13 protein-coding genes, 1 tRNA gene, 1 pseudogene and 1 riboswitch are annotated in these 18,234 nt (G+C 70.8%); of the genes and pseudogenes, 13 read left to right on the top strand and 2 right to left on the bottom strand.

What is annotated here, in order from left to right; translation table 11 throughout:
* Window positions 1–58: 58 nt before the first annotated feature.
* From ACZ56U_RS16805 to ACZ56U_RS16755, 11 genes and pseudogenes are all read left to right on the top strand, one after another.
* Window positions 59–703, top strand: a complete 645-nt coding sequence (locus ACZ56U_RS16805) for a SurA N-terminal domain-containing protein (RefSeq protein ID WP_469084751.1) — start codon at window positions 59–61, stop codon at window positions 701–703.
* 88 nt (window positions 704–791) lie between these two features.
* Complete coding sequence (locus tag ACZ56U_RS16800; protein ID WP_469084750.1) at window positions 792–1,787, top strand: nucleoside triphosphate pyrophosphohydrolase; 996 nt, start codon at window positions 792–794, stop codon at window positions 1,785–1,787.
* 529 nt (window positions 1,788–2,316) lie between these two features.
* Window positions 2,317–3,618, top strand: coding sequence for a cytochrome P450 family protein (locus ACZ56U_RS16795; protein ID WP_469084749.1), 1,302 nt, complete (start codon window positions 2,317–2,319; stop codon window positions 3,616–3,618).
* Window positions 3,619–3,818: 200 nt separating this feature from the next.
* Window positions 3,819–4,787 (top strand): transglycosylase family protein, encoded by a 969-nt coding sequence (locus ACZ56U_RS16790; protein ID WP_469084748.1) that lies wholly within the window; start codon window positions 3,819–3,821, stop codon window positions 4,785–4,787.
* A gap of 204 nt (window positions 4,788–4,991) precedes the next feature.
* A riboswitch (cyclic di-AMP (ydaO/yuaA leader) is annotated at window positions 4,992–5,199 on the top strand.
* A 3-nt stretch (window positions 5,200–5,202) separates the two neighbouring features.
* Window positions 5,203–5,904, top strand: coding sequence for a transglycosylase family protein (locus ACZ56U_RS16785; protein ID WP_469084747.1), 702 nt, complete (start codon window positions 5,203–5,205; stop codon window positions 5,902–5,904).
* A gap of 321 nt (window positions 5,905–6,225) precedes the next feature.
* Window positions 6,226–7,506: a phosphopyruvate hydratase gene (eno, locus tag ACZ56U_RS16780; RefSeq protein ID WP_391231655.1), complete on the top strand. Its 1,281-nt coding sequence runs from the start codon at window positions 6,226–6,228 to the stop codon at window positions 7,504–7,506.
* Window positions 7,507–7,592: 86 nt separating this feature from the next.
* The gene (locus ACZ56U_RS16775; RefSeq protein WP_469084746.1) at window positions 7,593–8,069 is read left to right on the top strand and encodes an FtsB family cell division protein; all 477 of its coding nucleotides are present in this window, start codon (window positions 7,593–7,595) and stop codon (window positions 8,067–8,069) included.
* A 23-nt stretch (window positions 8,070–8,092) separates the two neighbouring features.
* Window positions 8,093–8,494, top strand: a pseudogene (locus ACZ56U_RS16770) (DUF501 domain-containing protein); the annotation flags it as partial.
* Between the two features lie 198 nt (window positions 8,495–8,692).
* Window positions 8,693–9,679 carry a Ppx/GppA phosphatase family protein gene (locus ACZ56U_RS16765; protein WP_469085052.1) on the top strand — a complete coding sequence of 329 codons (987 nt, stop codon included), beginning with the start codon at window positions 8,693–8,695 and terminating at the stop codon, window positions 9,677–9,679.
* A 420-nt stretch (window positions 9,680–10,099) separates the two neighbouring features.
* On the top strand, window positions 10,100–11,482 hold the full coding sequence (locus ACZ56U_RS16760; RefSeq protein WP_391231653.1) for an NAD(P)/FAD-dependent oxidoreductase: 1,383 nt from the start codon (window positions 10,100–10,102) through the stop codon (window positions 11,480–11,482).
* Window positions 11,483–11,626: 144 nt separating this feature from the next.
* Window positions 11,627–12,934 carry a class I SAM-dependent methyltransferase gene (locus ACZ56U_RS16755; RefSeq protein WP_469084745.1) on the top strand — a complete coding sequence of 436 codons (1,308 nt, stop codon included), beginning with the start codon at window positions 11,627–11,629 and terminating at the stop codon, window positions 12,932–12,934.
* Between the two features lie 66 nt (window positions 12,935–13,000).
* On the opposite strand, the gene ACZ56U_RS16750 is transcribed toward ACZ56U_RS16755, so the two are convergent.
* On the bottom strand, window positions 13,001–15,532 hold the full coding sequence (locus ACZ56U_RS16750) for an ABC transporter permease (RefSeq protein WP_469084744.1): 2,532 nt from the start codon (window positions 15,530–15,532) through the stop codon (window positions 13,001–13,003).
* Window positions 15,532–16,302 (bottom strand): ABC transporter ATP-binding protein, encoded by a 771-nt coding sequence (locus ACZ56U_RS16745; protein WP_469084743.1) that lies wholly within the window; start codon window positions 16,300–16,302, stop codon window positions 15,532–15,534. Before ACZ56U_RS16745 ends, ACZ56U_RS16750 begins: the two co-directional genes overlap by 1 nt.
* A 418-nt stretch (window positions 16,303–16,720) precedes the next feature.
* Here ACZ56U_RS16745 and ACZ56U_RS16740 point away from each other — a divergent pair.
* A tRNA-Leu gene (locus ACZ56U_RS16740) sits at window positions 16,721–16,803 on the top strand.
* A gap of 137 nt (window positions 16,804–16,940) precedes the next feature.
* The gene (locus tag ACZ56U_RS16735) at window positions 16,941–18,116 is read left to right on the top strand and encodes a 4-hydroxybenzoate 3-monooxygenase (protein ID WP_469084742.1); all 1,176 of its coding nucleotides are present in this window, start codon (window positions 16,941–16,943) and stop codon (window positions 18,114–18,116) included.
* Window positions 18,117–18,234 lie beyond the last annotated feature (118 nt).

Here is an 18,234-nt window from a genome sequence, read left to right as displayed (position 1 = left end):
TACCATCGATCACCGCAAGACTTTGTGCACCGTCGCACAATCTCCTCGGGAGGCTTCCTTGCACCGCCGTCGTCGCACCGCGCTCCTCCTCTCCGCCGCGATCGCCGCGGCGCCCCTCCTCACCGCCTGCGGAAACGACGCGCACCCCGGCGCGGCGGCCGTCGTCGGCGGCCAGCGGATCAGCGTCGCCCAGCTGGAGACCAGGGTGGACGAGGTGCGTGACGCGCAGCGCGCGGCGGTGCCGGACGAGCAGCAGTACGCCCAGGCCATCGCCAAGACGGGCACCCTCAGCCGGGACACCCTGCACAGCATGGTCCTCGACCGCGTGCTGCACCGGGCCGCGCAGGACGCCGGGGTGACGGTCACCCGCAAGGAGATCCAGGACATGCGCGCCGGTCTGGAACAGCAGGCCGGCGGCGCCAAGGCCCTGGAGACGGCCTGGCTCCAGCGCTACGGCATCGCCCCCGAGCGCCTCGACGACAACCTCCGCCTCCAGCTGGAGGCCCAGAAACTCGCCGCCGCGCTCGGCACCGACACCAGCACGGCCGAGTTCTGGCAGGCCCTGGGCAAGGCGTCCGAGAAGCTCGACATCGACCTCAACCCCCGCTACGGCACCTGGGACGTCGCCAAGAGCAGCCGCGTCGACGCCAAGACCCCGTGGGTGCGTGAGGTCACGGCGAAGGGGACGCCGGAAACGGCGTAGCACCCTCACCGGTCATACGATCCGATCACCCCGCCCGGCCTGTGGATAACTGATCGGGTCCGTCGGCACCGTGCGTTAGCTTCGAACCGTGAACACCACCAGCCCCGAAGCCGCACCGGCCGCCGACCCCGGCCGTATCGTCCTGCTGACCACCAGCCACCGTGTCGCCCCCGGCCTGCTGTCCTGGCCCGCCTGGCAGGCCCTGCGCGCCGCGGACCGCGTGCTGTGCGCCGACGGCGGGCACCCGCAGCTGCCGTATCTGCGCGAGGCCGGGATACGGGTCGACGAGGACTCCCCGGCCGCCGAGGAACTGGTCGAGGCGTGCGCGGGCGGCCGCACCGTCGTCGTGGTCGCAACGGGCGAGGGCGAACCCCGGCTCACCGACGGCCTCGCCCGCCTCGCCGGCTCGGGCCGCGTGTCCATGCCCGAGCTGGAACTCCTTCCCGCCTCCTACGACCTGCCGGGCGCCCGCCTCCTGGACCTCGTACAGGTCATGGACCGCATCCGCGCCGAGTGCCCCTGGTCCTCGCGGCAGACCCACAAGGGCCTGGCGAAGTACGGCCTCGAGGAGGCCTACGAACTCGTGGAGGCCATCGAGGAGGGCGACCGCGACGAACTCCGCGAGGAACTCGGCGACGTCCTCCTCCAGGTCGTCTTCCACGCACGCATCGCCGAGGAGGACCCGGAGACCCCCTTCTCCATCGACGATGTCGCCGGCGGCATCGTCACCAAGCTCATCCACCGCCACCCGCACGTCTTCGGCGACGAGACCGCGACCACCCCGGAGGAGGTCAAGGAGCACTGGCTGCGCACCAAGGCGACGGAAAAACAGCGCGCGTCCCTCACCGACGGCATCCCCCTCGCCCAGCCCGCCCTCGCCCTCACCGCCAAACTGGCGTCCCGGGCACGGACGGCGGGCCTGGAGGTCCCCCTGCCGAACACCGAGGGCATCGGCTACGAACTCCTGGCCCTGGCCACCAGAGCCGAGGCGGAGGGCACCGACCCCGAGGCAGCGCTGCGCGCGGCGGCACGCGTGTACCGCGACACGATCCGGGAGCGGGAGGGCACCCCGGGCAAGCCCTGACCCCAGCGCCACCGCCCGCGGCCAGAGCCCGCGCCGAAACGCCCCCCGGCGCGACGCCGCCCCCGCCGACCCCGCACCTGGCCGCCGACCCCGGCTCCCACCGACCACGCGCGCAACGCCGCCCCCCGGACGGCCCGCCACCTGGCCGCCGACCCCGGACGTCCACGGCACCTGGCCGCTGCCCCGGCTCCCACCGAGCACGCGCGCGGCCCCGACCGCGGCCGGCCCCGCGAAGGGGCGCACCCCCGCGGACCGGCCACCGGTGCCACGGCGGGAAGGGGACGTACCGGGGGGTGCCCGCCCGCAGTGTCGGGCGTCCGACCGACAGCACAACTCGGTCCCACGGCTGCGCCCGACCGAGGACGGACACCCCCCGGTGCGGCCCCGACCCCCCACGCACCGCGGAGGCGCAACGCACACCCCCGCCGAACCCGGCCCCGGGTTCCCGAGACCGCCCGCAGGGAGGAGCCACCCCCGCCGCACAGAACGCGCCCCGCGAAGACCCCACCCCGCCGGATACCGTCAGGGAGTGACCGACCAGCCCACCCCCACGGCAGCCCCCGCCGCCCCCGCCCCCGCCCCGGCCCCGGCCCCGGAACTCTTCACCTGGGAGTTCGCGACCGACCCCTACCCCGCCTACGCCTGGCTCCGCGAGCACGCCCCCGTGCACCGGACCCGGCTCCCCAGCGGGGTGGAGGCCTGGCTGGTCACCCGGTACGGCGATGCCAAGCAGGCCCTCGCCGACCAGCGGCTCAGCAAGAACCCGGCGCACCACGACGAGCCCGCGCATGCCAAGGGCAAGACCGGCATCCCCGGTGAGCGCAAGGCGGAGTTGATGACGCATCTGCTGAACATCGACCCGCCGGACCACACCCGGCTGCGCAGACTGGTCAGCAAGGCCTTCACGCCCCGCCGGGTCGCCGAGTTCGCGCCGCGCGTGCGGGAACTCACCGACCACCTCATCGACCAGTTCACGGCGAAGGGTTCCGCCGACCTCATCCACGACTTCGCCTTCCCGCTCCCTATCTACGCCATCTGCGACCTGCTCGGCGTCCCGCGTGAGGACCAGGACGACTTCCGGGACTGGGCGGGCATGATGATCCGGCACGGGGGAGGGCCACGGGGTGGTGTCGCGCGGTCGGTCAAGAAGATGCGCGGGTACCTCCTGGAGCTCATCCACCGCAAGCGCGAAGGGCTTCCCGCCGAGCCCGCACCCGGCGAGGACCTCATCTCCGGACTGATCCGCGCCTCCGACCACGGCGAGCACCTCACCGAGAACGAGGCCGCGGCGATGGCCTTCATCCTGCTCTTCGCCGGGTTCGAGACCACGGTGAACCTGATCGGCAACGGCACGTACGCCCTCCTCACCCACCCCGAGCAGCGCACCCGGCTCCAGGACTCCCTCGCTGCCGGCCGAACCGACCTGCTGGAGACGGGGGTCGAGGAACTGCTCCGCTACGACGGCCCCGTGGAACTGGCCACCTGGCGGTTCGCCACCCAGCCGCTCACCATCGGCGGACAGGACATCGCCCCCGGGGACCCCGTCCTGGTCGTGCTCGCCGCGGCGGACCGGGATCCGCAGCGGTTCGCCGACCCCGACGTCCTCGACCTCTCCCGGCGGGACAACCAGCACCTCGGGTACGGCCACGGCATCCACTACTGCCTCGGCGCCCCGCTCGCCCGCCTCGAGGGCCAGACCGCGCTGGCCACGCTCCTCACCCGGCTCCCGGACCTCCGACTCGCGGTGGATCCGGCCGATCTGAGATGGCGTGGGGGTCTCATCATGCGTGGACTGCGCACACTGCCCGTCGAGTTCACGCCCGTTCGGTAGGCCGGCGGGCAACTCACCCCTGCCCCGCGGTCCTTGCGTCGGCCGACGCAAACATGACACACCCTCAAGTCTGTGATCTTCACGTGATCTGTGCGGCATTAACTTGTGACAAGTGATCGTCTGCCGATACGTTCTCGCATCAACGCGGCGACCCGATCCACCCGCCGCGCCCGCACTGTCGTCTCGCGAAAGGGCACCCCATGCTCACCGGGAACGGTCGTCACCGTCGCCCCCGTCAGGCTCCGGCACTTCTCGTCGCGGCCGGAGTGACCGGCTCCGCCATCGCGATCCCGCTGCTCGGTGCGGGCGCGGCGAGCGCGGCGGACGGGAACACCTGGGACCAGGTCGCCCAGTGCGAGACCGGCGGCTCCTGGAGCGCGAACGACGGCGACGGCCACTACGGCGGGCTCGACCTCTCCCAGAGGAACTGGGAGAAGTACGGAGGCCTCGACTACGCCACGAGTCCCGACCTCGCCAGCCGCAACCAGCAGATAGCCGTCGCCGAGAAGGTCCTCGCGGACCAGGGTGTCGGCGTCTGGGGCACCTGCGGTCTGCTGCACGGGCTCAGCGAGGACTCGGGCTCGGCCGATGTCGACACCGGCGTCGCCGGCGGTTCGCCGTCGGCATCGGCGAGCGACGACTCCGGCGACTCCTCCAGCGCCTCCGACGCGTCCGGTCAGCCCGAATCATCCGAATCATCCGGATCGGCGGGTCTGTCCAACTCATCCGACTCATCCGACTCGTCGGAATCGGCCGACACGGAGGACTCGTCCGGCAGCGCCTCCCCGTCGCCCGGCGCCGATGCGGACAAGTCCGCCAAGCCGGACAACTCCGGCCCCGCTTCGGGTGGTGCGCCGTCCTCCGACGGCTCGTCCGCCGCGCCGACCGAGAGTGACGAATCGGACAACTCCTGGCGAGAGGGCGGTTCTTCGAACCTGGTGGACACCGGCGCCCTCGTCGCCCCCTCCGAGGGCACCGGCCGGCACCGGGGTGCGAGCGCCGACGAGGGCTCGTACACCGTCCGGACCGGCGACACGCTCGCCTCCATCGCCGACTCCCTTGAGCTCGACGGTGGATGGCGCCGGCTCTACGCCGCGAACGAGCAGGTCATCGGTGCCGACCCGAGCGCGATCGAGCCCGGTCAGACCCTTGCTCTCGGTAGCGAATAGGGCGAAATCCCCAGCAGAAACCGCGAGTTCGCGTCCCCAATTAGCCGTAAATGTCCGGCTTGGTGAAAGTGTGGGATGAGTCTCAGAAGCCCTGATCGTCTTTGAAATCCCCCGGGTTCCGTGTCTACGGTCAACACCGCTCGTCACCGCGAGCCCCGGCTGCCGCAACGCCGAATCCTGCCAGCGGCCGTACGGGAACAGTCGTCGCGTCAAGCGCCGTAGGCAGGAGCGGGGGACCCAAGGTAAGTGCCGGGTCCGGAAGTTGAGGCCTCACGGGGTCTCATGGCCGAGAGGCCGCCGGAACCGGCTTGGGGTGGAGCCGCGCAGCGCGCCGAGAGGCGAGGTGTGCGGCCGGGCAACTCAACCGGCCCGAACCCGACAGCTCACCTCGCAGGCGTCGGTGAGGGGATCCACCATGCTGTTTTCCGCCAAGGGCAAGCACCGTCGTCCGTCCAAGGCCACCCGCGCCGCCGCGCTCGCCGGCGTCACCGGTGTCGCCATCGCCGCTCCGCTGATGGCGGCCGGCAACGCCTCCGCCGCCACCGCCTCCGAGTGGGACGCCGTCGCCCAGTGCGAGTCGGGCGGCAACTGGTCCATCAACACCGGCAACGGTTACTACGGCGGCCTGCAGTTCTCCGCCTCCACCTGGGCCGCGTACGGCGGCACGGCGTACGCCTCCACCGCCGACCAGGCCTCCAAGGCGCAGCAGATCGAGATCGCCGAGAAGGTCCTCGCGAGCCAGGGCAAGGGTGCCTGGCCGAGCTGTGGCGTGGGCCTGTCCGGCGCCGGCTACACCGGTGGCGGCTCCAGCTCGTCCTCGAACGACAGCGGCAGCAACAGCGGCAGCGACAGCACCAGCACCGGCACGCGTTCCTCCGAGCAGCAGGCCTCCCGCTCCTCCGAGCGTCCGGCCGCGAAGAAGACCGTCACCACCCCGACCGGCAAGAAGGTCAAGAAGGGCGACGGCGAGTACAAGGTCGTCACGGGTGACACCCTCAGCTCCATCGCCGCGGAGCACGACGTCAAGGGCGGCTGGCAGAAGGTGTTCAAGCTGAACAAGGACATCGTCAGCGACGCCGACTTCATCTACCCGGGCCAGCAGCTGCACCTCAAGTAAGAGGGACACAGCCGCGTCCCGGCCGAACCACAGCGCCCTCACGTGCGCGGTCCTCATGCCGAGGGCCTCGTGAGGGCCCCCCGTCCCCACGGGCTCCCCGCTCCGGTGCGTGTTCCCCCGTACGCACCGGGGCGGGGTTTCTTTCATGTGTGGCCGCCGGGACGCCGCTGTCAGTTTGTTCGGTTCAGAAACAATTTACTCTCGGTTCTGTCCACGGGGCGGTCCACGCGGTGGCCGATCGCCCGGAGGCGGTTAGGCTCGGTCTCGCAGAACCCACCGCGGTCCCGGCGGACCGTGTCACATCCCAAGAAGGAGATGCTCGTGCCGTCCATCGACGTCGTCGTAGCCCGGGAAATCCTGGACTCCCGAGGCAACCCCACGGTCGAGGTCGAGGTCGGCCTCGACGACGGCAGCACCGGTCGTGCCGCCGTCCCCTCCGGCGCCTCCACGGGCGCCTTCGAGGCCATCGAGCTGCGCGACGGTGACCCGAACCGCTACCAGGGCAAGGGTGTCGAGAAGGCCGTCCTCGCGGTCATCGAGCAGATCGGCCCGGAGCTGGTCGGCTACGACGCCACCGAGCAGCGCCTGATCGACCAGGCGATGTTCGACCTGGACGCCACCGACAACAAGGGCTCGCTCGGCGCCAACGCCATCCTCGGCGTCTCCCTCGCCGTCGCCCACGCCGCCTCCGAGGCCAGCGACCTCCCGCTCTTCCGCTACCTGGGCGGCCCGAACGCGCACCTGCTGCCCGTTCCGATGATGAACATCCTGAACGGCGGCTCGCACGCCGACTCCAACGTGGACATCCAGGAGTTCATGATCGCCCCGATCGGCGCGGAGTCCTTCTCCGAGGCGCTGCGCTGGGGCACCGAGGTCTACCACACCCTCAAGAAGGTCCTGAAGAACAAGGGCCTGTCCACCGGCCTCGGCGACGAGGGCGGCTTCGCCCCGAACCTCGGCTCCAACCGCGAGGCCCTCGACCTCATCCTCGAGGCCATCAACGAGGCCGGTTACACCCCCGGCGAGCAGATCGCCCTCGCGCTCGACGTCGCCGCCTCCGAGTTCTACAAGGACGGCGTCTACTCCTTCGAGGGCAAGGACCGCTCCGCCGCCGAGATGACGGAGTACTACGCCGAGCTCGTCGCGGCGTACCCGCTCGTCTCCATCGAGGACCCGCTGTTCGAGGACGACTGGGAGGGCTGGAAGACCATCACCGACCAGCTCGGTGACAAGGTCCAGCTCGTCGGCGACGACCTGTTCGTCACCAACCCCGAGCGCCTGGCGCGCGGTATCGAGGAGGGCGCCGCCAACGCGCTGCTCGTCAAGGTGAACCAGATCGGCTCGCTCACCGAGACCCTCGACGCCGTCGAGCTCGCCCAGCGCAGCGGCTTCAAGTGCATGATGTCGCACCGCTCCGGCGAGACCGAGGACGTCACCATCGCCGACCTCGCCGTCGCCACCAACTGCGGCCAGATCAAGACCGGCGCCCCGGCCCGCTCCGAGCGCGTCGCCAAGTACAACCAGCTCCTGCGCATCGAGGAGATCCTCGACGACGCCGCGGTGTACGCCGGCCGCTCGGCCTTCCCCCGCTTCAAGGGCTGAGGCACAGCCAAGTCGTACGTACGTCCCCGTACTCGGTCCCGTACCGTGTGCGGGGACGTACGCGCGTGTGAACGGGAGTGAGAGAGATGGCCGTCAAGGACCGTGACCGCTTCTCCACCGCCACCCGGATCCGGCTGCTCGGCGAGCAGACCGCTGCCCGCGTCTACCGCTCCCAGACCAAACGGCAGGCCCGCCGCTCCCGGCTGACCGGCCGCGCGGCGCTGCTCGCGCTGGTGCTGTGCTCGCTGGTGGTCGCGCTCGCCTATCCGATACGGCAGTACGTCTCCCAGCGCGCCGAGATCGCCGACCTGCAGCGGCAGCAGGAGCAGGCCCGGCAGCGGGTCGAGGAGCTGCGGGACGCCAAGGCGCGCTGGCAGGACGACGCGTACGCCGAGCAGCGGATCCGTGAGCGGCTGCACTATGTGATGCCGGGGGAGACGGGGTTCATCGTCGTCGACCCGGACGCGGCGCGGCAGTCGCGCGCCGATCTGGGGGCGGCCGACCGTCCCTGGTACGCGAACGTCTGGGACGGGGTCGACAAGTCCGACGCCTCCGACCAGTGAACCTGACCTAGAGAAAGACAGGCATGGAAACGCCCCCGCCGACCACTTTGCGCACCGAGCCGACCGACGCCGATGTCGAGGCCTTCAAGCAGCAGCTCGGGCGTCCGCCGCGCGGACTGCGCGCGATCGCGCACCGCTGCCCGTGCGGCCAGCCGGACGTGGTGGAGACGGCCCCGCGGCTGCCCGACGGCACGCCCTTCCCGACGACGTACTACCTGACGTGTCCGCGTGCCGCCTCGGCGATCGGCACGCTGGAGGCGAACGGCGTCATGAAGGAGATGACGGAACGGCTCCAGAGCGATCCGGAGCTGGCCGCCGCGTACCGCGCCGCGCACGAGGACTACCTCGCGCGCCGGGACGCCATCGAGGTCCTGGAGGGCTTCCCGAGCGCGGGCGGTATGCCGGACCGGGTGAAGTGCCTGCACGTACTGGTGGGGCATTCGCTGGCCGCGGGTCCGGGCGTCAACCCGCTGGGCGACGAGGCGATCGCGATGCTGCCGGAGTGGTGGCTCAAGGGCCCGTGCGTGCAGCCGCTCGCCGCGCCCGACCCGGCCGAGGAGCACCCGGGCGAGGAGGGTGCGGTGTCCGACCCCGCCGAGGCCCGTGGCGGTTCCTTCGCCGCCGTGCCGGCCGTCCCGGAGGGCTTCGGGCGGGTCGCCGCGGTCGACTGCGGTACGAACTCCATCCGGCTCCTGGTCGCGGACGTGAACCCGGCCACCGGCGAGCTGCGGGAGCTGGACCGGCGGATGACGATCGTGCGGCTCGGCCAGGACGTGGACCGGACCGGCCGGCTGGCGCCCGAGGCGCTGGAGCGGACGTTCGCGGCCTGCCGCGAGTACGCGCGGGTGATCCGTGAACTGGGCGCCGGGAAGGTGCGGTTCGTGGCCACGTCGGCCTCCCGGGACGCCTCCAACCGGGACGACTTCGTGCGCGGTGTCGTGGACATCCTCGGTGTCGAGCCCGAGGTGATCACCGGGGAGCAGGAGGCGGAGTTCTCCTTCACCGGGGCGACCAAGGAGCTGACCGGGCGGGACGATCTGGCCCGGCCCTACCTGGTGGTGGACATCGGCGGCGGTTCGACCGAGTTCGTGGTCGGCGACGACCGGGTGCGGGCGGCGCGTTCGGTGGACGTCGGCTGTGTGCGGCTGACCGAGCGGCACCTGGTGCGCGACGGCGAGGTGAGCGACCCGCCCTCCGAGGAGCGGATCGCCGCGATGCGGGCCGACATCGAGGCCGCGCTGGACCTCGCGGAGGAGAGCGTGCCGTTGCGCGAGGCGCGCACGCTGGTGGGGCTCGCGGGGTCGGTGACGACCGTGTCGGCGATCGCGCAGGAGCTGCCCGGCTACGACCCGGCGCGCATCCACCACTCCCGTGTCTCCCTGGAGCGGGTCCGTGAGATCACCGGGTGGCTGCTGGGCTCCACCCACGCCGAACGGGCGGCCGTGCCCTCGATGCACCCGGGGCGGGTGGACGTCATCGCCGCGGGGGCCCTCGTGCTGCTGTCGATCATGGAGCGGACCGGGGCCGAGGAGGTCGTGGTGAGCGAGCACGACATCCTCGACGGCATCGCGTGGTCGGTGGCCCGGCTCTCTTTTGTTACTGATCAGTAGTTCTCTGCTGAGCAGGTCGGATAGCGTATGAGCGTGTCTGAGGGGGCCCCGAGGCCCCCTCTCGCACGTGCCGCTCGGAAAGTTCGTGAAGTTCTTCACAAGGAATTCCGCCCTGTGGAACCGGGAAAGTGCCCCGGTTGGCCCTTCCGGGGGGCGAACGGCCTGTTGAACGTGTTCAGATGGGGTGCGTGACGGCCCGCCCGGACGCTCTCGCGCGAGGGTGTTTCCGGTGCCTCACACGAGCCTCCCCGGCCCAGAGAGGCAGCTCACGCGGCATTGACAACGGCCCGCACCACACGCGGGTTCCCGGTTCGCGCCATGACCTGGATCACGCGAGTCGCGGAGGATAACACACACCCTCGAAGAGCTTGTGAAGGGGCGCACGAGCGACCCCCCTGGAGCGGGTGGATACTCGATGGCATGAGCACCACGGAGCGTCCCAGGATCCTCGTAGTAGGCGGTGGGTACGTAGGCCTGTACGCAGCTCGGCGCATTCTCAAGAAGATGCGCTACGGCGAGGCGACCGTCACGGTCGTCGACCCCCGGTCGTACATGACCTACCAGCCCTTCCTCCCCGAAACCGCCGCCGGCAACATCTCGCCGCGCCATGTCGTCGTCCCGCTGCGACGCGTGCTGCCGAAGGCGGAGGTGCTGACCGGCCGGGTCACCACCATCGACCAGGACCGCAAGGTCGCCACGATCGCCCCCCTCGTGGGCGAGGCGTACGAGCTGCCCTTCGACTACCTGGTCATCGCGCTCGGCGCGGTCTCCCGCACCTTCCCGATCCCCGGCCTCGCCGAGCAGGGCATCGGCATGAAGGGCGTCGAGGAGGCCATCGGCCTGCGCAACCACGTCCTCGAGCAGCTGGACAAGGCCGACTCCACCACCGACGAGGAGATCCGCCGCAAGGCGCTCACCTTCGTCTTCGTCGGCGGCGGCTTCGCCGGTGCGGAGACCATCGGTGAGGTCGAGGACCTGGCCCGCGACGCGGCCAAGTACTACAAGACCGTCTCCCGCGAGGACATGCGCTTCATCCTCGTCGACGCCGCCGACAGGATCCTCCCCGAGGTCGGCCCGAAGCTGGGCACCTACGGCAAGGAGCACCTGGAGAGCCGCGGCGTGGAGATCTACCTCTCCACCTCGATGGACTCCTGCGTCGACGGCCACGTCGTGCTGAAGAACGGGTTGGAGGTCGACTCCAACACGATCGTGTGGACCGCCGGCGTCAAGCCCAACCCGGTCCTGTCCCGCTACGGCCTCCCGCTGGGCCCGCGCGGCCACGTCGACACCCAGGCCACCCTCCAGGTCCAGGGCACCGACTACATCTGGGCCGCCGGCGACAACGCCCAGGTCCCGGACCTGGCCGCCCGCAAGGCCGGCGTCGAGAACGCCTGGTGCCCGCCGAACGCCCAGCACGCGCTGCGCCAGGCCAAGGTCCTCGGCGACAACGTGATCTCCGGCATGCGGGGCTTCCCGCAGAAGGAGTACGCGCACGCCAACAAGGGCGCGGTGGCGGGCCTCGGCCTGCACAAGGGCGTCGCGATGATCGTCATGGGCAAGATGAAGATCAAGCTCAAGGGCCGTCTCGCCTGGTACATGCACCGTGGCTACCACGGCATGGCGATGCCGACCTGGAACCGCAAGATCCGCGTCTTCGCCGACTGGACCCTCGGCATGTTCCTCAAGCGCGAGGTCGTCGCGCTCGGCGCCCTGGAGACGCCGCGCGAGGAGTTCTACGAGGCCGCGAAGCCCGTACCGACCGCCGCGAAGCAGGAGCAGCGGACCGAGGCCAAGGCCTCCTGACCGGCTCCGGTCACCGTTCCACCCGAAGGACCTCCCGCCATCCGTGGTGCGGGAGGTCCTTCGGCGTGCGGGGGATGGCGTCCCGGCCTGTCGTTGTTTACCCGGGTGGACAAATCCGCGATCCTCGTCACGGAGGTGTGCGCCATGGCCGATGCCGCACCGCGGCTGAAGACCCTCTTGGAACGGCTGCTGGGAACCCCGCTCCCGGTCCGGATCCGTGCCTGGGACGGCTCGCAGGCGGGTCCGCCGGGCGCCCCCGCGATGATCGTGCGCAACCGCCGTGCCGTGCGCCGGCTGTTGTTCCGACCCGGTGAACTCGGCCTCGCCCGTGCCTGGGTCGCGGGCGACCTCGACGTCGACGGCGACCTCTACACCGCCCTCGGCCTCGTCGCGGGCCTGGTCTGGGAGCGCGACGAGGACAGCGGGAGCCTCGCCCGCGCGCTGCGCGACCCCGGCGTACGGTCCGCCGTCCGCGGCCTGGTGAGGCTCGGCGGGCTCCCGCTGCCGCCCGCCCCGCCACCCGAGGAGGTCCGCCGGCGCCGCGGCCACCTCCACACCCGACGCACCGACCGACGCGCCGTCAGCCACCACTACGACGTCGGCAACGACTTCTACGAGATCGTCCTCGGCCCGTCGATGGTCTACTCGTGCGCCTACTGGGAGTCCCCCGACGGCACCCTGGAGGACGCCCAGCGCGACAAGCTCGAACTCGTCTGCCGCAAGCTGGCCCTGACACCCGGTCAGCGACTGCTCGACGTGGGCTGCGGCTGGGGCTCGATGGCGATCCACGCCGCCCGCGAGCACGGCGTGCGCGTCGTCGGCGTCACCCTCTCCCAGGAACAGGCCACCTACGCCCGCAAGCGCGTCGCCGAGGAGGGGCTCACCGACCGGATCGAGATCCGCGTGCAGGACTACCGGGACGTCACCGACGGCCCCTACGACGCGATCTCCTCCATCGGGATGGCCGAACACGTCGGCGCGGACCGGTACCTGGAGTACGCCCGCGCCCTGTACGCGCTCCTCGCACCCGGCGGCCGGCTCCTCAACCACCAGATCGCCCGCCGCCCGCACCACGACGAATCCGCCTATCACCTCGACGAGTTCATCGACGCCTACGTCTTCCCCGACGGAGAGCTCGCCCCCCTCGGGACCACCGTCACCCAGCTGGAGCGCGCCGGGTTCGAGGTGCGCGACGTGGAGTCCCTCCGCGAGCACTACGCCCTCACCCTGCGCCGCTGGGTGGCGAACCTGGAGGCCGACTGGCCGCGCGCCCTGCACGGCACGAGCCCCGGCCGGGCCCGGGTCTGGCGCCTGTACATGGCGGCCAGCGCCCTGGCCTTCGAACGCAACCGCATCGGCGTCAACCAGGTCCTGGCGGTGCGCACTTCCGGTTCCGGCGCCTCCGGGACGGCGCTGCGGGCCCGCGAGTGGAGCGAACCCGGACGCCGTTGAGGCGGGCGCAGGCGAAAGGGCCGGGCCCCCTTGGCGGCGGACCCGGCCCTGCGGTGCGTGCGGACGCTACTCGGTCTTGATCGCGTTCAGCATGTTCAGCCGCGCGGCGTTGCGGGCCGGCCACATCGCGGCCAGCACGCCCACCAGACCGGCCAGCACCAGGAAGATCCCGATGCGGTCCCAGGGCAGGACCAGCGCGTAGCCCGGGATCTGGTCGGCGAAGGTCTCGCCGACCGCCCAGCCGAGGAACGAGCCGAGACCGACGCCGACCACCGCGCCGAACACCGAGATGACCACGGCCTCCAGCCGGACCATCTGCTTCACGCGGCGCCGGTCGAGACCGATCGCCCGCAGCATGCCGATCTCCTGCTGCCGCTCGAACACCGACATCGCGAGCGTGTTGACGACGCCCAGCACGGCGATGATCAGGGCCATCGCCAGCAGGCCGTACATGATGTTCAGCAGGGTGTTGATGGCGCCGCCGAACTCGTCGCGGATGTCCTGGCGGTCCATGACGGTGATCGCGGGGTTGTCGCCCAGCGCGTCGATGAGGACCTTCTCGTTCGCCGGGGACTGGCCGCCGTCGACCTTCACGAAGATCTGCCGGATGGAGGGCTTCGCCTCGTGCTCGTCGACCACCTTCGCGTCCACGAGGACGGGTGAGAGGAACTCGCTGTCCTTGTAGACGGCGCCGACCGTCAGCGTGGCCTTCTTCTCGTCGGCGAAGGTGAAGGGGATGCTGTCGCCGGGCTTCCAGCCCCTGCTCTTCGCCGTCTTCTCGGCGACCACGACCTGCCCCTTCGCGAGCGAGTCGACGTTGCCGCTGACGACGTCGACCTTCAGCACCTGCTGGATGTCGCCCGGTGTGACCGCGGAGGCGGACACGTAGTCGTCCTTGACCTGGAGGTAGGTGTCCTGCTGCGGTGAGACCGCGGAGACGCCCTTGGCCTTCGCCAGGGCCGTCAGCGCGGACCGGTCGAGGTCCCCGCCGTTCGCCATCGAGACCATGTAGTCGGCCTTGATGTTGTCGGTGGTCATCTTGTCGATGGCCGTGCCGACCGTGATGCCGAGCACCGACAGGCCGGTCACCAGCGTCAGTCCGATGGCGAGCGCCGAGGCGGTGGCTCCGGTACGGCGCGGGTTGCGGACCGCGTTCTGTCCGGCCAGCTTGCCGGCCACGCCGAAGGGGCCGACGAGCAGCGGGCGCACGAGGGCGATCACGGGCCGGGACAGCAGCGGGATCAGAATGATCACGCCGACCAGGGCGAAGAACGCGCCCGCCCCGATGTACATCCGGCCGTCGTCACCGCCCGTCGAGGCGCCCAGCACGATCCCGGCGGCGCCGAGGGCGGTGATGGCCGCGCCGATGGAGTTGCGCACCACCAGCGACTTGGTGGTGGCCACCGCGTGCAGGCTGCTCATGGCCGCCACCGGCGGGATCTTCGCGGCCCGGCGGCCGGGCAGCCAGGCGGCGAGCATGGTGATCAGCACACCGACCGCGAGGGCGGCGATCACCGGCGTGGCGGAGAGCACCAGCGGGCCGTCCGGCATCTTCATCTCGAACGCGGCCATGCCGGAGCGCAGCCCCACAGCGAGGCCGACGCCGAGGACGAAGCCGATCACCGAGGCGACCAGGCCGACCACCGCCGCCTCGGCGAGCACCGAGCGGGTGATCTGCCTGCGCGAGGCGCCGACCGCGCGCATCAGGGCGATCTCCCGGGTGCGCTGGGCGACCAGCATCGTGAAGGTGTTGGAGATCAGGAAGACCCCGACGAACAGGGCGATGCCGGCGAAGCCGAGCAGGACCTGCTTGAGGCTGCCCATGCCCTGCTCGATCTGTGCGGCCTGCTCGTCCGCGAGCGCCTTGCCGGTCTCGGCGTCCGCGGTGTCCGGCAGCAGCGGCTTGACCGCGGCCAGGATCTTCGCGTCGTCGGCGCCCGGGGCGGCGGTGACCGTGACGCTCTCGAAGTAGCCGGGTTTCAGGTACTGCTTCTGGGCGACGGCGGTGTCGAAGAGGACGAGGCTGCCGCCGGCGTTCACGGCACCGTCCTCGGTGGTGAACACGCCGCTGAGGGTGAACTCCCGCACCGGGCCGTTGGTGGCGACGCGCACCCGGTCGCCGACCCGGTACTCGCCCTTGGCGGCGGAGTCCTTGTCCAGCGCGATCTGATCGTCCTTCACCGGGCCGGAGCCGTCGGTGAAGGTGTAGGCGCTGTCCTTGCCGCCCTTGCCGGGGGCGAAGTTGGAGCCCTTGTTGGACCAGCCGACGCCGATCAGCTTCCCCTCGGGGTCGGCGACCCCGGCGAAGCCCTCGACGCGGCCGTACGCGCCATCGACGCCGTCGACGGCGGCGATCTCGTCGAGGGTCTTCCGGGAGAGGCCGGGCTCCTCCCCGGGGGCGTCCGGGTCGGCGTGCGAAGTGACGGAGACGGCGACGTCGTCGTAGCTCTTCGCCGACTGGTTGCGGAAGGCGTTGGAGAGCGTGTCGGCGAAGACCAGCGTCCCCGACACGAAGGCCACGCCGAGCATGACGGCGAGCACGGTCATGAGCAGCCGAGCCTTGTGCGCGAAGACGTTGCGCAGGGCGGTGCGGAACATCAGGAGGTACGGCCCTTCGCGTCGAACTGCTTCATGAAGTCGAGGACGGTCTCGGCCGTCGGCCGGTACATCTCGTCCACGATCCGCCCGTCCGCGAGGAAGACGACCCGGTCCGCGTAGGAGGCGGCGACCGGGTCGTGGGTCACCATGACCACGGTCTGCCCCAACTCCCGTACGGAGTTGCGCAGGAAGCCCAGCACCTCGGCGCCGGAGCGGGAGTCGAGGTTCCCGGTCGGCTCGTCGCCGAAGATGATCTCCGGCCTGGAGGCGAGCGCGCGGGCGACGGCCACCCGCTGCTGCTGGCCGCCGGAGAGCTGGGAGGGCCGGTGCGAGAGGCGGTCCTTCAGGCCCACCATCTGGATGACGTTCTCCAGCCACTGCTTGTCGGGCTTACGGCCCGCGATGTCCATCGGGAGCGTGATGTTCTCCAGCGCGGTCAGCGTCGGCAGCAGGTTGAACGCCTGGAAGATGAAACCGATCTTGTCCCGCCGCAACTTGGTGAGCTGCTTGTCCTTGAGCGACCCCAGCTCGGTCTCGCCGATCCGTGCGGAACCGGACGAGAACGTGTCCAGGCCGGCCACACAGTGCATCAAGGTGGACTTGCCGGAGCCGGACGGGCCCATGATCGCGGTGAACTCGGCCTGCCGGAACTCGACGGAGACCCGGTCGAGGGCGACCACCTGGGTCTCGCCCTGTCCGTAGATCTTCGACAGATCCGTGGCACGAGCGGCCACGGTGGTGGCCCGGCCGGCGATGGGAGTGGTGGTCACGGGTGGGTGCTCCTGACGGGACGACGACGTGTTCTCGCGGATGTGATCCATCGTCCCGGTGCCCCGCCGCGATGTAGTCACCCGCTGTTCCGGTTCCGGGGGGCGACTTCGGACTGACCGGGCCCGGCCGTGTCATACCTGGGGATGACGAGAGCCCCTGACGGATCCCCTGCCGTGGGGCCCTGGCACAAGGCCTGGTCGAGAACAGGTGGAGTGCCCTCGTTCGGGCGGTGAAATTCCGTCATTCCCCATGCGCGGGTGGGCGTCTCGCGTAAGGCTATTGGCAAGTGCGGATGGCCCGTTCCAGGGGCTGATGCACCCTCAGACGTCAATAAAATAAGACAACATCGGTCCGCCCGGCCCCTGTTCGGGGGATGCGTCCCGATAGGGTCGAAGCTCGACGCGGAGCCGATGGCCTGCCCGGATGGTGGAATGCAGACACGGCGAGCTTAAACCTCGCTGCCCCTCGCGGGCGTACCGGTTCAAGTCCGGTTCCGGGCACCTCCGACGTCTGACGATCGCTGCACCGTTCATTGACACCACGTGAACACGGGCGCAGACTCCTGTTCAGAACTTGGTGAAGAAAGTTTCACTTCACGAACAGAAGTGCAGCCAGCGTCGCACGCGAAGGAGCCTCGATGCGCACCACCGTCGGCATCATCGGAGCCGGCCCCGCCGGACTCCTCCTCGCCCGGCTGCTCCACGACGCCGGCATCGACTCGGTCGTGCTCGAGAGCCGCGACCGCGCCTACGTCGAGCAGCGGCAGCGGGCCGGGATCCTGGAGCAGGGGACCGTGGACGTGCTGCGGGCGGCCGGCGCCGGGGAGCGCATGGACCGCGAGGGCCTGCGGCACGACGGGATCGAGCTGCGCTACGAGCGCACCCGGCATCGCGTCGACTTCCCCGCCCTCACCGGCGGCCGGTCCGTGATGGTCTACGCCCAGACCGAGGTCTGCAAGGACCTCATCGCCCTCCAGCTGAAGGACGGCGGCCCGCTGCTCTTCGAGGCCGAGGCGCTGGCCGTCGAGGGCGCCGACACCGACAGCCCCCGGGTGCGCTTTCGCTACCAGGGGCGTGAGGACGTCCTGGAGTGCGACTACGTCGTGGGGTGCGACGGGTTCTGGGGCGTGGCGCGCAAGGCGATCCCCGCGGAACTCACCCAGGTCTTCGAGCGGACGTACCCCTTCGGCTGGCTCGGCATCCTCGCCGACGTCCCGCCCTCCCACGACGAGCTGGTCTACGCCCGCCACGACCGCGGCTTCGCCCTGTTGTCCATGCGCTCGCCGTCCGTCTCCCGGCTCTACCTCCAGGTGCCCGAGGGCACCGACGCGGACAGCTGGGGCGACACCAAGATCTGGGACGAGCTGGAGCGGCGCCTGGAGACCGACGACGACTGGACCCTCCAGCGGGGCCCGATCACCCAGAAGTCCGTCACGCCGATGCGCTCCTACGTCCACGAGCCCATGCGGCACGGGCGGCTCTTCCTCGCCGGGGACGCCGCCCACATCGTGCCGCCGACCGGCGCGAAGGGGCTGAACCTCGCCGTCGGGGACGTCGTCACCTTCGCCCGGGCGCTGACGCATCACCGGCGCACGGGCTCCGCCGAGCTGCTCGACGCCTACTCCGGGACCTGTCTGCGGCGCGTGTGGCAGGCCGAGCGGTTCTCGTACGACATGACGACGCTGCTGCACCGGGCCCCCGACGCCACCCCCTTCGAGGACCGGCTCCAGGTGGCGCGGCTGGAGCGGATCGCGGGGTCGGCGGCCGCCGAGGCCGATCTGGCCGAGGGGTACACCGGGTTTTCCTTCGGGTGACGGGGTTATACGTACGGCCGGCATAAGAAAGTGATCTCCGGGGGGTCGCGGCGATGTACCGGCTTGGTCATGAACCTGCCCCTCCGTGGCTGGGAATCGACGGGCCGCGTAGCGTGTT

The sequence above is a fragment of the Streptomyces sp. NPDC034103 genome (genome assembly GCF_055575395.1).
Note: the sequence above shows the minus strand (reverse complement) of the source record. Positions and strands in the feature narration are given on the sequence as shown.